This is a genomic window from Psychrobacter sp. CX16 (genome assembly GCF_057396245.1).
In genome coordinates this window covers 1-14,431 of sequence record NZ_JBXYJF010000023.1, presented here as the reverse complement: position 1 = coordinate 14,431, position 14,431 = coordinate 1, and the positions used below count along the sequence as shown (strand labels likewise).

The window sequence follows — 14,431 nt, the reverse complement described above, 5'->3', positions numbered from 1 at the left end:
CTATTAAAATTGTTATTTGAGGGAATATCATGACCCGAATTGAAACCACATTTAATACGCTACAACAACAGAAGAAAAAAGCCTTAATTCCGTATGTGATGGCTGGTGACCCAACGCCAGATAGCTTTGTGGGCTTATTGCACAGACTGGTTGAGCATGGCGCTGATATGATTGAAGTGGGTCTGCCATTTTCAGATCCGATGGCAGATGGTCCGACCGTTGCCTTAGCTGGCGAGCGTGCTTTAGCGGGCGGTACCAGTACTCGTAAAGCCATTGCTATGGTGAAAGAGTTTCGTAAAACCAATACCACTACGCCAATTATTCTAATGGGTTATTTAAATCCGATTGAAATTATTGGTTATGATGCCTTTATCGATATTTGCCAAGATGCCGGTGTGGATGGGGTATTGGTTGTTGACTTACCGCCAGCAGAGTCGGGCACATTTGTACAGCATCTGGCTGAGCATGATATGAATAAGATTTTCTTATTGTCACCAACAACGCTGCCTGAGCGCCGTAAGCAAGTGATGACGCACTGTGGTGGTTATATCTACTATGTGTCTTTAAAAGGGGTAACAGGCTCTGCTAGCCTAGATACCGCTGAGGTTGGCAAGCAGGTGCAAGCCATTAAAAGTGAAACTGACTTGCCAATCTGTGTTGGCTTCGGTATTCGCGATGGCAAGTCAGCCGCTGCAATCGGGCAGTTTGCCGATGGTGTGATTGTTGGCAGTGAGCTTGTGAAGCATTTCAAAGGCTTAGATAGCAGTTCAAGTGACGCGGATATCACAGCGGCTCAAGATAACATCATGAATAAGATGGATGAGCTACGTCAAGCCTTGGATAATTTACCTAACGCTTAGTTATTGTTTTCAAAACGATTGCTAGCGTAATTTTAAAGCACATCTTCTAAGTCCTACTAACAGTAACATAAGTAGATTAAGCTATGGCTAAAAATAACAATGAGACGGGCGGAAAAGTAGACAAGCCGGCCTCCATTCAAACGGACCCAAAGTGTGATACTTGGCTAAGTCGTCCGGTCCCTAAGGTGCAGAGACATAGCTTACCGCAGCTATCTGCGGTAGAGACTGAGCCGTCGACACAGTGTCCGCAGTGCCACTCGATGACTACCAACACCGCACTGATTTTTAATAGTTATGTCTGTCCGCATTGTGATTATCATTTGGCAATGACAGCGCGCGAACGTTTGTCTGGCTTTTTAGACCAGATAGATGCTGAGCTCGGTCAAGAATTTAGTAGTGGCGATCCACTACAGTTTGTGGATAGCAAACCCTATCCACAGCGTTTACAGCAAATGCAGGATAAGACAGGCGAGACAGAAGCTCTTATTGTGCTGCAAGGCAAGCTGCGCGATATGGATGTGGTCACCTGTGCGTTTGATTTTAGGTTTATGGGCGGATCGATGGGTTCAGTGGTTGGCGATCGTTTTGTTGCCGCTGCTGAAGCTGCGCTTGAGAAGAAGATACCGCTTATTTGCTTTGCGGCCTCAGGCGGTGCCCGTATGCAGGAAGGCTTATTATCGTTGATGCAAATGGCGCGTACTGGCGCTGCAATTGAACGTCTGCGTTTGGCCGGCGTGCCTTATATTGTGGTACTGACCAATCCGGTTTATGGCGGAGTGACAGCTTCACTGGCGATGCTTGGTGATATTCATATTGCTGAGCCAAAGGCGATGATTGGCTTTGCAGGCAAGCGCGTCATTGAGCAAACGGTACGTGAGACGCTAGAAGAGCCATTCCAACGTGCGGAATATCTACTTGAGCATGGGGTTATCGATCAAGTGGTTCACCGTCATCAATTAAATGATACCGTGTATCGTTTGCTTGCAAAGCTGATGCATTATTAATCCGTACCACTGAGCAGCTTATATAGCGAAATAATATATTTATAAGTAATCTTATGCGGTGACTTATTCCTGTTATCTTAGTCGAGATTTTTTGTGACCAACAATACCTTTTTAGCCCCTGAAACTGCGCCAACTCAATCAAGCTCTTTGTCAGAGTGGATTGATTATATGCAGCAAATTCATGTCTCTGCCATCGATATGGGATTATCCCGTGTTATGCCAGTGGCAAATCATTTGGGCTTGGTTCAATCTGCCAAAGATGATGCGTTTGTATTTACCGTCGCGGGTACCAATGGTAAGGGCTCTACCACAGCGGTTATTAGCGCTATTTGTCAGCAGGCAGGTTATAAAACGGCACTGTATCAATCACCGCATTTGATTGATTTTAATGAGCGTGTTCGTATTGATGGTCAGCCGGTAGGTGATCAAACCTTAATCGATGCTTTTTATCAAGTCGAGCAGGCCCGCTTAGCGTGCGAATTGACCTTGTCATTTTTTGAGATGACTACATTGGCTGCAATGCTAATATTTGCTCAAGCGGATTGCGATGTTTGGGTACTGGAAGTAGGTCTTGGTGGGCGCCTAGATGTGGTGAATATCATTGATCCAGATTTGGCAGTGATTACCAACATCAGTATTGATCATGTCGATTGGCTGGGTGATACGCGTGATAAAATTGGTTATGAAAAAGCCGGTATTTTGCGACAGGGTATGCCACTTATCTATGGTGAAACGGATATGCCGGATTCGGTAAAACAGAAAATCAAGGCGCTTGATTGTCCGTATTTTCAAGTGGGCATAGATTACGATTATACTGAGCAAGAGTCGCAGTGGCAGTTTAGCAGTGCGCAGGTCACGATGCAGCTGCCTAAGCCAGCATTGTCTTTGACCAATACTACCAATGCAGTTGCTGCGGTATTAGCAAGCAAGTTAAATATTACCCAATCGCATATTAAAGTAGCATTATCGCAAGTTAAATTAGCGGGTCGCTTTGATAATAGGCAGTTATCAAATCGTCATTGGTTGTTTGATGTGGCGCATAACGAGTGCGGAATGACCTTTTTACTTAGCCAATTCATCCCTTTATGGCAGCAACATAAACAGGCGTATCCGGATGCAAAACTGCACTTGCTGTTCTCTATGCTGGCCGATAAAGACATCGCACAAGTAGTGACGCTATTAACCGACTCAAAGCTGCCGATTGCAGCGTGGCATATCGCAGAGATTAACCATCCAAGAGCCGCCAGTACTCAACAGTTAAAACAAATATTAGAGCAACATCAGCAAACTAATGTCACCGCCTATGAATCCTTACCGGTAGCTGGTTTAGGTGTCGTAGAGAGTACGGCGACTGAGGATTTAATTTTAGTCTGTGGCTCATTCCATACTATTGGTGAGGTTTTGCCTGCATTACAATAGCTCTAACCAAAAGTTATGCTCATTTCCCTTTTATAATAGACCGTCGAAAAAGTAGCCTATTTATGTTGTTTTTGCCGTACAGCTTTGCCAAAAGACATCAGCTCTTATTATTGCCTTCCGCCGACTCGACGGCTGCTTCAACACTCTTACTCACTGAAGAGACGCCTATTAATGCGATTAATGAAGCCATTCATTTTGCAGTAAGTCAGGGCAGTAACCAGCCTCCAGAACTGCAAAACGTGAGTCAAGAGGAATTTGAGAAACGTATGACTGCAGCGTATGCAGGGAATACTGGGGAGTCTCAACATATTGCTGCGGGCTTAGAGGATCATCCAGATTTAGTGAGCTTAGCAGACAGTGTGCCTGAGACTGAGGATTTGATGGACAGTCAAGACGATGCGCCCATCATCCGCCTAATTAATGCGCTGCTATCCGAAGCCATTCGGCTAAATGCCTCTGATATCCATATCGAAACTTTTGAAAAAAGGTTATCGGTTCGCTTTAGGGTTGATGGGGAGCTCAAAGAGATTGTCAGTCCTAAACGTCAACTCGCGCCTTTATTGGTGTCGCGTATCAAAGTGATGGCAAAGTTAGACATTGCTGAAAAGCGAGTGCCTCAAGATGGACGCATTAGCTTAAGGCTTGCCGGCCGTGAAGTTGATGTGCGTGTCTCGACGCTACCGTCAAGCTTTGGTGAGCGTGTGGTGATGCGTTTGCTTGATAAGCAGGCAGGTCGCTTGAATATGACTTATCTTGGTTTGGATGATAAAGATTATGAGCAGCTAAAAAAACTGATTCATCGTCCGCATGGCATTATTCTGGTCACAGGTCCAACCGGTTCTGGTAAAACCACAACCCTTTATGCTGCTTTGACCGATTTAAACGATCAAACACGTAATATTCTGACTGCAGAAGATCCGATTGAATTTCAGCTTGACGGTATTGGTCAAACTCAGGTTAATACCAAGGTGGATATGACCTTCGCGCGCAGTTTGCGGGCTATGCTGCGTCAAGATCCCGATGTGGTCATGGTGGGGGAAATACGTGATTTAGAAACCGCAGAGATTGCGGTCCAAGCGTCGCTGACCGGTCACTTAGTATTATCCACACTCCATACTAATACGGCCATTGGTGCGGTAACTCGCCTGCAAGATATGGGCGTGGAGCCGTTTTTATTGGCTTCATCCTTAATCGGTGTTGTCGCTCAGCGTTTGGTGCGCACGCTCTGCTCAAACTGTCATGAGTGGAAAGATGCAGATGCTGTACAATCGCAGCTGTTTGATGAATTTCGAAAAGATAATGCCAGTCTTTGTGTGCAAACAGAGGCATTAAGGTTACCAGTGCCCGTTGGTTGTGATGTCTGTAATCAATCTGGGTTTAAAGGTCGGACGGCAATTTATGAAGTGATACCCGTTGATGATACTTTACGCCGTATGATTCATGGCGGTACAGCAGAATATAAGCTAGAAGACTATGCGCGCCAGTTAACGCCATCCATTCGCGCGGATGGTCTTAGAAAGGTTTTGGCAGGCAAAACCACCTTAGAAGAAGTATTAAGAGTGACCAAAGAAGCATCGGTCAATATTGATATTGTCTCTTAATCTGTCATAAAATCGCTATAAGTATGATGTAGACTATTAATTTAAATAAATTGTATGTTGCGACAAATTAACTTATATTAGGTCATATCTGTTGTTATAATGTATGAAAATTGCAAGAATTTGTTTTAAGTTTTCATGAATTATCAACGCTAAAAAAAGTGGTTATCAATATAAAAATAACAGTTATTACCTTCTCAATAGTAACCCAAACAGTGCATCAACCATTAATCAATAAGTTCATACATTATGATGTTTAGCAAAAGTAATCAAAAAATAAATAACCACAAACAGCGTTATAAAAATAAACTGTTAACTGCTTTATTGCTGCTTACTGGTGTTGGATTATCTGCTCACGCCAATACGCCAATCACTGATATCCAGATCAACTCGCTTATCTCTCAAGCGATTCAAACGCATCCCTTGGTTCGTTCTGCTAAAGCAGAGCAACAAGCAACGACTGAAGGTATTAACGCGGCCAAGCTTAATTTGTTACCAGAGCCAAGCGCAGCAACCTCTTATAACTCAGACAATAATATCGTCTCCGAGGTCGGACTACGCCAAGCGTTATGGACTGGTGGTCGACTAACGGCCAACGTTAACCAAGCTATCTTTGATGACAAAGCAGCGGTTGAAAATATTTACGAGCAGCAAAACCAAGTTGCTAAGACCACTATTGAAGCATGGCGAACCTATATCACAGCCGTTGCTCAACAACGTGTTTATCTTGAAAACCTTGAACAGCTTAATGACTTTGAGGCGATGATGCAGCGCCGCGTTAAACAAGGGGTATCCGCACGTATTGAGTTAGATTTAGTAACCAACCGTATTCTACAAGAGCAAAATGCTTATGAAGCGGCCGTTGAACAGCAAAGAATTGCAGCGGCACGTTTAGAGCAAATCGTTGGTCGTCCTATTTCTGAGGGCAGTGCTTATAATGTGCCTCAGCTTAAAGTATTAGTCGATCAAGCCAAAACCTCAGCCATTGGATTTGAAGAGATGGCCTTTAACCAAGCCAGTTTCTATAACCCTTCTGTGGTAAAAGGCTACTTTCAGGCAGAGTCTGCAAAGCAAGAAGTAAAAGCACAGAATGCCTCCAAATACCCCACCGTTTTTGCTGAATACAAACACACCTATGATCATGATACCAATGAAGATGACGGTAGATTTTATGTGGGTCTAAACTATCAGCCGGGTGCTGGTTTTTCAAATCTTGCATTAACCCGTGCCTCAGAAGCACGTGTCAATAGTTTGCTGCAAAACCAAGAAGCGTCACGCCGTGAGGTGATGGAAAATATTCAAGTTGAATATCAACGCTTCTCTAGTGCTAAGAATCGAGAGTTGTCATTAGTGGCAGCAGTTGCCGGAGCCCAAATCGTGGTTAACTCTTATCGTCGCCAGTTTATCGCTGGCCGTAAGACTTGGCTTGAAGTACTAAACGCGGTTCGTGAACTTAGCGATTATCAAATCCGCCTGGTGCAAACACGTTCAGATATTTTAGCTGCCTTTTATAACCTACAAGTTGATTTCGGTTTAATGCCATGGCAGACCTTTGCACATAACCGTGAACCGGTTAAAGAGTTTAGCCCAATGGATCCGGTGAGAGAGTGGATCCAGACGCAAAAGGTAAATTCTGACAGTCAGAAGCTTGGTTATGGTCAAAGACCGTCAAATATTCCAGACAGTTTTGAGGACAGCTACATTTCTGTGAATCTACCAGCTTCTACTCAGCAGCAATTAGATAATGGGGACGTTATCGTTATTACTGAAGATCAGATTGGGTCTATGAATAGAGCTACTCAGATTGACGGTGAGCCTCAACTTAATAATGAATCTCAGGAAGATGATCAGTCTCATACTGATAATGAGCCTAGCCAATAAGTAGCTTTATCGTTTAAGCAGTATCGCGGTTAGTAAATAATTTAAATAATAAACCGTTAAATGAATCATTTTACTGTACTGACTAAGCGCTGCTTTATCGTCATCTTAATTAATACTGTAATAATAATTTTTAATAAGTAGTCATTCATGAGTAATCATCAAGCGTCATCAGATAATTTAGAGTCGGAAAATGCAGGGTTTAATGGAGATTTAGTCCCAAATTCTGACAACCTAACTACCGCACAATCGTTAGCCGATGCGCTCAGACACTTGCTTAGTCAGCAAGGCTATCCCATTGATAATATTCGTCTGCAAGATATTATCCGTAAACACGATACCCAAGCGGCAGTAAACCAAGGGCGTGGTATTAATACGCTTGGCGGTATTATTGAGGTGTTAAACGGATTGGGTATTAATGAGGCCCCTGAAATCCTCAAACAGCCTGATGCCGCCTTCCTACCATTATTGGCTTATCATCCAAGATTCGGATGGGGTATTGTTGATGGACAGACACCGCAAGGCAACTGGAACTTACGCCAAGAAACAACCAACCATGTGGTACTGGCAAGTGATTTAACTTTAGTGCTGCGTTTGCGTCTAAAAGAAAACCATATCAAAACACGCAATGCCTCATTTACCACGCTGCTAAAGACGGATTTAAAAAGTTATAAAGGTGTTATTGTTGAGGCAGTGGTTGCCTCTTTTCTGATTAATTTCTTAGCACTGGCGGTATCTTTATTCTCACTACAGGTTTATGACCGAGTTATTCCTACGCGAGGGGTAAGCACATTAATCATCCTAGCCAGTGGTGTGGCGTTATTTATTCTGTTCGAAGCGTTTATGAAATTCGCTCGCTCAAGAATCATGGATAAAGTTGTCGTCGGGTTGGATCAGTACTTATCTCGTGAAGTGTTCCAGCGTTTGCTCAGAGTCCGAATTGACCAAATGCCTGGCTCAGTGGGCTCGATGGCTGCACAGTTACGTGGTTATGAGCAAGTACGAAGCTTCTTTACTGCCAGTACCTTGTTCGCTCTGGTCGATATCCCAATGACGATTATTTTCTTGTCTATTATTGCCTATATCGGCTCACCACTAGTCGCGTTAGTGCCAATTGTAGCAGCGACGATTGCTATTATCATGGGCTTATCAGCACGAAAACGCATCGATGAGATTGCGGCAACGGGTGCATCAGCATCTTATTATAAAACTGGTCTGTTAGTTGAAACCGTTGAAGGCGTGGAAACCATCAAAGCAGGCGCAGGTAGCTGGAAGTTCCTATCACGTTGGCTTGATGTGATGAATATCACCATCAAAAATGACTTGGACATGAAGCATGCCAACGATAACTTAAGCTACTTTACCCAGATGCTACAGCAGACCAGTTATGTCGGTATTGTTATCATGGGTGCATTTGTGGTGATGAGTGGCGATATGACTATGGGTGGTTTGATTGCCTGTTCGATTTTAGGTGGCCGTGTTCTTGCCCCTGTAATGTCCATTCCCAACTTATTGGTTCAATATTCTCATGCCAAAGCTGCCAAGAGTATGATTGAAGGTATCTTCGCGCTTGAGCAAGACAACCACGGCGTAAACTACCCATTATCACCGACCAAAATTAGAGGTCATTATCAATGTGATAACTTGATATTTAATTATTTAGGTAATGACCGCCCTGCGGTAACCGTTAAAAAGTTAGTTATCCAGCCAGGTGAGCGTATTGCTATCTTGGGCCCGATTGGTTCGGGTAAATCAACCTTACTAAAACTGTTATCAGGTTTGTATGCACCAACCTCTGGGCGTTTGTTATTAGATGGTCTTGATATTCAGCAAATCAGTCGTGAGTCTTTGAGTGAACAGGTCGGCTATCTGCAACAAGATCATCGTTTATTCCAAGGGACTTTACGTGAAAACTTACTGATTGGTTTAGCAGCACCGAATGATGATGTGCTACATGAAGCGATGCAAAAAACAGGGCTAATCAACCTAGTTGCAAACCATTCAAGCGGTCTAGACCTGCCAATTAGTGAGGGTGGTCGAGGGCTATCTGGTGGTCAAAAGCAGTTAGTTGCCTTTACTCGATTGTTATTAACCAAACCGTCAGTGATGCTCATTGATGAGCCAACGGCCTCTATGGATAACCGTCAAGAGCAGCGCTGTCTGCAAGTATTGCATCAGGAATTACAACATGGCCAAACCTTGGTTGTCTCAACTCATAAAACCGCACTGCTTGATTTGGTTGATCGTATTATTATTATGGACAATCATCAAATTGTTATGGATGGTCCAAAAGAGGCAGTACTTAAGCAACTGATGCAAAATGAGCAAGCCAAGCGTCAAGGTGGGCCTGATAAAATAGCGCAGCAAAACGCCAATCGTCCAGCAATTCAGACCAATCCCGATGCGCCGAATAACCATCCGAACGGCTCAGGTGGACCAAATGGTTCTGGCGGTCCAGCACAACCCAATAATCCCGTTGCCCCGCAAACATCTAAACCAAACATTAGTCAGGCAACCAATCAGAATAATAAGCCGGCTGTACCATCAGCTAAAAAGCCAAAGATTATTATTCAACCTGAGTCTGAAAACAGTCAATCAGCGACCAATCCCAGCACTCAGTCAGAGCCAAAAAAAACGGACTCGGTAAATAGTACACCTAAGAGCAAGCCAAGTATTCCCAATAGCATTGTTATTAAACCCAAACCAGAAGAGAAATAGGCATGTCTGAATATCAATATACACCCACCAAGCCTAAGATTGGCCGTGCTCGTCTCAGCATCTGGATTGCACTTATCGGTATTACAATACTTCTGGTGTGGTCTTACTTTGCAACGATTGATCAGGTAACTCGAGCGAAGGCGACGGTTATTGCGAGCGCACGTACGCAGGAAGTACAAGCATCCGAAGGTGGCGTCTTAACTGACATACTGGTCTCTGAAGGTGACGATGTTAAAAAAGGGCAGTTGTTAGTTATTCTTGAGGAAGAACGAGCGCAAGCCGCTTATGACAACTCAGCAACCAAATCAGCAGCCCTAGAGGCCAAACTAGCGCGTCTACAAGCAGAAATCTTTGATCGACCGCTGATATTCCCTGATAGTGTCGCTAAGTATCCTGAATATGTCGAGAACCAAACTCAGCTTTATAATCGCCGTAAACAAGCGATTAATGAAGAAGTATCTTCTCTTGAGCAAATGCTTGTGCTGGCCAAAAAAGAGCTTAACATGAACGAGCCTTTGCTAGAGTATGGTGATGTCAGTCAAGCCGATGTTATCAAGTTGCGTAGACAGGTTGCAGATATCGAAGCGCAAATTAATAACAAGCGTAATAAGTATTTCGAAGAAGCGCAGGCTGAGATGACAAAAGCTCAAGAAGAGTTAGATAGTGAGCTTGAGCAGTTACGTGATCGCAGTCAAGTTTTAGAAGAAAAGCGTCTGTTATCGCCTCAAGATGGTAAAGTGAATAATATTAATATTACTACCATCGGCGGCGTGGTTAAGCCAGGCGAGGTCATTATGGAGCTACTACCGACCAGTAGTGATCTAATCGTAGAAGCCAAAGTAACACCTGCTGATATTGCGTATGTGAAAGAAGGTCAGGCTGCATCGGTTAAGCTAGATGCTTATGACTATTCTATTTTTGGTGCAATGAATGGCACAGTGACTTATATCAGCCCTGACACACTTATGGAGAAAACACCAAAAGGTGAAGAGCCTTATTACCGTGTGCTTATCAAAATTGGTGAAGCTGAATTTGCAGGTCGTGGTGATGAAATTGTTATTAAACCTGGTATGACGGCTAGCGTTGACATTAAAGCAATGGAGCGTACTGTATTGTCATACTTAACCAAACCGATTACTAAGACCTTATCTGAAGGTCTCGGTGAGCGTTAATCAATAATAATAACATTATGAGGTGGGTGGGTATTGGGACAGTTTCGCATAACCAAATAAGCGTTTGAACTGAATTTGGTTTTTTGAAAAAAGTGTTTGACACTCTATGTGAAATGTATATAATACACATCCACAGTAAGGGAGCTTAGCAGTAATTAGCTTGTTTCTTTTATTGGTATTTAGACCTATAATAATTGCTAATGCAATTGATTTAGGGTGATTAGCTCAGTTGGTAGAGCGTCTGCCTTACACGCAGAATGTCGGCGGTTCGAATCCGTCATCACCCACCACTCATTTTAGAGAGTGGTTAAATATTCTAAAGCGACCTAAGCAGCGGTAGTTCAGTTGGTTAGAATACCGGCCTGTCACGCCGGGGGTCGCGGGTTCGAGTCCCGTCCGCTGCGCCATATTTAAAACCTTATAAGTCAATATTGGCTTAACGGTTTCAACCTCGAACTTATACTAGTTTGGGGTTTTTTTATGTCTGTCGATTCTCCGCTCATATTCTACACTAAGTCATACTATCTAACCTTCCTTTATAAACTTCTAAGAGAAATCTCATACCTTTCCTCTAGTTTTAAGCAGACTAAACTTATTATGTGTACTCCTTAAACAAGTATTAATTAAAATAATCAGTGCGCTAAAAACGCAGCAATATTTAGATAAGTAAGTACTCCTTTCCATTTAGTTACTTTTAATTTCTTTAAGTAATGTTTATTTAAATGTACTTATCAGTTTTAATAAGTCATTGTAATTACTATACATTTGAGTACTATATAAAAAAGGTTTGTAATAGAGCCTCAGTATATTTCTGATATTGTATAAATAATTCTCATTATCTTATGATTTCATCATTTTAAAACAATAATGATTTACTTTCTTTGCTGACCTAGGTTTATTCAAACCTTTAACCATCTATCAACTTTTGTAATTATTACACTATCAACATAATTTCATCTTCATCTCACAATTAATAGAGAAAAACCAAATGAAACTCAAAACACTCGCATTATCGTCTTTATTTGCAGCTATTACTTTAAGTGGCTGCCAATCATTACCTGACTTTAATAATTCACATAACTCAGCGTCAGCTACAAACGCTTCTTCTGATGGAAGCAGTAGCCGACAAGTTAATAATGTGCGTTGGGAGAAAAAAGGGGCGAATTTTACGGTTCCTAATAATACGGATTTAGAAGAAAATCAAAGCCGCATTGTCGTTTTTCGTCAAGCAAATCCATCAGCAAATGTAAGTGAAGACTATCAAGGCAGTATCAATGTTGGTATTGATGATCGCTTCCAAACGAGTTTGCAGCCTGGTCAGTATTCTCAATCAATTGTATGTACTGGTCAGCATAACCTAAGTACAGAAATAACCAGTACTAAGACAAACTTCCTAAATAATGTTGCTTCAATAAAGCTTCTAGAGCCAAAGCAAACCTATTATTATGAAGTAACAGTTGACGAACAGCATAATCTGCCTGTTGCACGTGCTCTTGATGACTCGACAGCGATTAATTTATTGCAAAACTCTCCTGAACAGACTCATCAAATCAGTCGAGTAGTGGCGAATGACTGTCATCCAATCGTTCAACCTCAGCAAAAGCCTGTACAAGTAGAAGATGAACCTATCGTTGTTAATCAGCCTATCAAGTTAGATGTCTTATTCGACTTTGATAGCGCAAATATTCGCTCTACCTATTCTCAAAAACTCCAAGCAGTTGCTGATTATATGAAACAAAATTCAGAGGTAACTGCTGTCTTAGAAGGTCATACCGATAGTAAGGGTGCAGCTTCTTATAATCAAAAGCTATCCCAACAGCGCGCTGATGCGGTGAAAAATATGCTTGTTAATCAATATGGAATTAGCAGTCAACGTTTAACGACTCAAGGCTATGGTGAATCGCAGCCGGTAGCAAGCAATGACACTGATGAAGGCCGTCAAAGCAATCGACGCGTCGTTGCTATCATTAGTCAATAATTTTATCGACTTTCTCTTATCTAAAATTTAATTATATAAATACAAAGGTTCTTATGAAAAATATCATCGTAAAAGTAAACAATGCCACACAAACTATCGCCGAACATGTTGTTGTCACCCAAGACGGCAAGCCAACCGTTATTCGCGCAGTCCAAAATGCAAACTATGAGTTGTTTGACAAAGCAATAGGCCGTGCACCGAATCATATCGTTACCAAGCGTGTAGGTGATGATTTACATGTTTCTATGGAAGATGAGGGCGATAGTAGTGATTTAATTATTGAAGGTTTTTATGAATATCCTCAAAGCGCTTTAATTGGTATCGCAGAGGATGGTGGTTACTATTACTATATTCCAGATTCTGGAGAAGTAGCCGATTATGTTACTGAATTAGAAGTTGGAAATCTTGAGGGCCAGGCATTAGGTGGTGAGCACCAAGTTACGCCTTGGTGGGTTAATGCAGGTAATGTAGAAGGTTTTAATGCCTTGCCATGGCTTGTTGGTCTAGCAGGTATCGGTATCGTAGGCGCTGCTATAGCAAACAAGGATGATGACAATGACAATACGCCGTCTACTAACTCTAATAATGATCTGAGCGTTGCAAAAGACTTAGTTGCTAAAGCCGAAGCGAGTGAAGACGCTGCCCAAGCGGCACTAGACAAAGCCAAAGAAGACGGTCTAATCACCCCAGAAGAAGTGGCTACCATTGAAGAGGCCAACGATCAAGTTGCCCATGACAAAGCCGCGGCGCAAGCAGCCGTTGACGCACTACCAGCAAGTGACGACAAAACGGATCTTGCTAACCGAGCGGACGCTGTTGAGCCTGTTGCCGTACCTGCTGTCAATGACGCTAACAGCAATGGTCAAAAAGATACTGAAGAAGATGCTGCCGCCTTAGTTAAAGCCGCTGAGGACTTAGTGGCTAAAGCCGAAGCGAGTGAAGACGCTGCCCAAGCGGCACTAGACAAAGCCAAAGAAGACGGTCTAATCACCCCTGCAGAAGAAGCGGCGATTGTTGCGGCCAATGATAAAGTTGTTGCAGCGAAAGAAAAAGCAACCGCTGCCGTTGAAAGCCTACCTGCAAGTGAAGATAAAACAGAGCTTGCTAACCGTGCAGACGCTGTTGAGCCTGTGGTTGTTCCTGCGGTCAATGACGCTAATAGCAATGGCATAGATGACGTAAAAGATGATGATGCAGCCGTACTAGAAGCAGCCACTGACTTAGTTAAAGAAGCAGAAGCGGCAGAAGAAGCAGCTCAAGCTGAGCTTGATAAAGCCAACGAAGATGACCTAATCACCCCTGCAGAAGAAGCGGCGATTGTTGCGGCCAATGATAAAGTTGTTGCAGCGAAAGAAAAAGCAACCGCTGCCGTTGAAAGCCTACCTGCAAGTGAAGATAAAACAGAGCTTGCTAACCGTGCAGACGTTGTTGAGCCTGTGGTTGTTCCTGAGACATCTGACACCACACCACCTGCGACTCCAATCGTTGATGCCAATGACGACGGTTCAGTGACGGTCACCCCAGCGGATGATGCCACTAACGCCACCATCTCTTACACCGACGAAGCGGGTAACCCACAAACGGTTGAGCTTGTCAAAGATCCCGCAACCGGAGAGTGGGCGCCAGCTGATGGCACCACACTGCCAGAAGGCGTGAGTGTTGACCCAGCCACAGGTGAAACCGCCCTACCAGCAGACGCTGTCAAAGATGGTACGCCAGTGAACGCGACCAACAGTGATGACGCCGGTAACGAATCGACTGGCGAAGCCACCTCAGGTAGCGACACGCCAGTGGACACCACACC

General features: G+C 43.3%; 9 protein-coding genes and 2 tRNA genes. All 11 read left to right on the top strand.

The window, feature by feature from the left end; all coding sequences use genetic code 11:
* The first annotated feature begins 29 nt into the window (after positions 1-29).
* The gene (gene trpA / locus AC2SLM_RS09220; RefSeq protein WP_486553397.1) at positions 30-860 is read left to right on the top strand and encodes a tryptophan synthase subunit alpha; all 831 of its coding nucleotides are present in this window, start codon (positions 30-32) and stop codon (positions 858-860) included.
* Positions 861-943: 83 nt separating this feature from the next.
* On the top strand, positions 944-1,864 hold the full coding sequence (gene accD / locus AC2SLM_RS09215) for an acetyl-CoA carboxylase, carboxyltransferase subunit beta (protein WP_486542685.1): 921 nt from the start codon (positions 944-946) through the stop codon (positions 1,862-1,864).
* 168 nt (positions 1,865-2,032) lie between these two features.
* The gene (locus AC2SLM_RS09210) at positions 2,033-3,283 is read left to right on the top strand and encodes a bifunctional folylpolyglutamate synthase/dihydrofolate synthase (RefSeq protein WP_486553446.1); all 1,251 of its coding nucleotides are present in this window, start codon (positions 2,033-2,035) and stop codon (positions 3,281-3,283) included.
* Positions 3,284-3,345: 62 nt separating this feature from the next.
* Positions 3,346-4,884: a type II secretion system ATPase GspE gene (gene gspE / locus AC2SLM_RS09205; RefSeq protein ID WP_486553395.1), complete on the top strand. Its 1,539-nt coding sequence runs from the start codon at positions 3,346-3,348 to the stop codon at positions 4,882-4,884.
* Between the two features lie 246 nt (positions 4,885-5,130).
* Entirely contained in the window at positions 5,131-6,762 is a 1,632-nt protein-coding gene (locus AC2SLM_RS09200) for a TolC family protein (protein WP_486553393.1), read from the top strand.
* A gap of 147 nt (positions 6,763-6,909) precedes the next feature.
* Positions 6,910-9,477, top strand: coding sequence for a type I secretion system permease/ATPase (locus tag AC2SLM_RS09195; RefSeq protein WP_486553391.1), 2,568 nt, complete (start codon positions 6,910-6,912; stop codon positions 9,475-9,477).
* 2 nt (positions 9,478-9,479) lie between these two features.
* Positions 9,480-10,649, top strand: a complete 1,170-nt coding sequence (locus tag AC2SLM_RS09190) for an HlyD family type I secretion periplasmic adaptor subunit (RefSeq protein WP_486553389.1) — start codon at positions 9,480-9,482, stop codon at positions 10,647-10,649.
* Positions 10,650-10,863: 214 nt separating this feature from the next.
* Positions 10,864-10,939 (top strand) — tRNA-Val (locus AC2SLM_RS09185).
* Between the two features lie 40 nt (positions 10,940-10,979).
* A tRNA-Asp gene (locus AC2SLM_RS09180) sits at positions 10,980-11,056 on the top strand.
* Positions 11,057-11,637: 581 nt separating this feature from the next.
* Positions 11,638-12,627, top strand: coding sequence for an OmpA family protein (locus AC2SLM_RS09175; protein WP_486553387.1), 990 nt, complete (start codon positions 11,638-11,640; stop codon positions 12,625-12,627).
* A 53-nt stretch (positions 12,628-12,680) separates the two neighbouring features.
* A partial coding sequence (locus tag AC2SLM_RS09170; protein WP_486553385.1) for a GA-like domain-containing protein occupies positions 12,681-14,431 on the top strand: 1,751 nt, incomplete at its 3' end.

Coding starts and splice junctions, on each gene's coding strand:
- trpA (WP_486553397.1), top strand. CDS start 30: ATGACCCGAATTGAAACCACATTTAATACGCTACAACAACAGAAGAAA.
- accD (WP_486542685.1), top strand. CDS start 944: ATGGCTAAAAATAACAATGAGACGGGCGGAAAAGTAGACAAGCCGGCC.
- AC2SLM_RS09210 (WP_486553446.1), top strand. CDS start 2,033: ATGCAGCAAATTCATGTCTCTGCCATCGATATGGGATTATCCCGTGTT.
- gspE (WP_486553395.1), top strand. CDS start 3,346: ATGTTGTTTTTGCCGTACAGCTTTGCCAAAAGACATCAGCTCTTATTA.
- AC2SLM_RS09200 (WP_486553393.1), top strand. CDS start 5,131: ATGATGTTTAGCAAAAGTAATCAAAAAATAAATAACCACAAACAGCGT.
- AC2SLM_RS09195 (WP_486553391.1), top strand. CDS start 6,910: ATGAGTAATCATCAAGCGTCATCAGATAATTTAGAGTCGGAAAATGCA.
- AC2SLM_RS09190 (WP_486553389.1), top strand. CDS start 9,480: ATGTCTGAATATCAATATACACCCACCAAGCCTAAGATTGGCCGTGCT.
- AC2SLM_RS09175 (WP_486553387.1), top strand. CDS start 11,638: ATGAAACTCAAAACACTCGCATTATCGTCTTTATTTGCAGCTATTACT.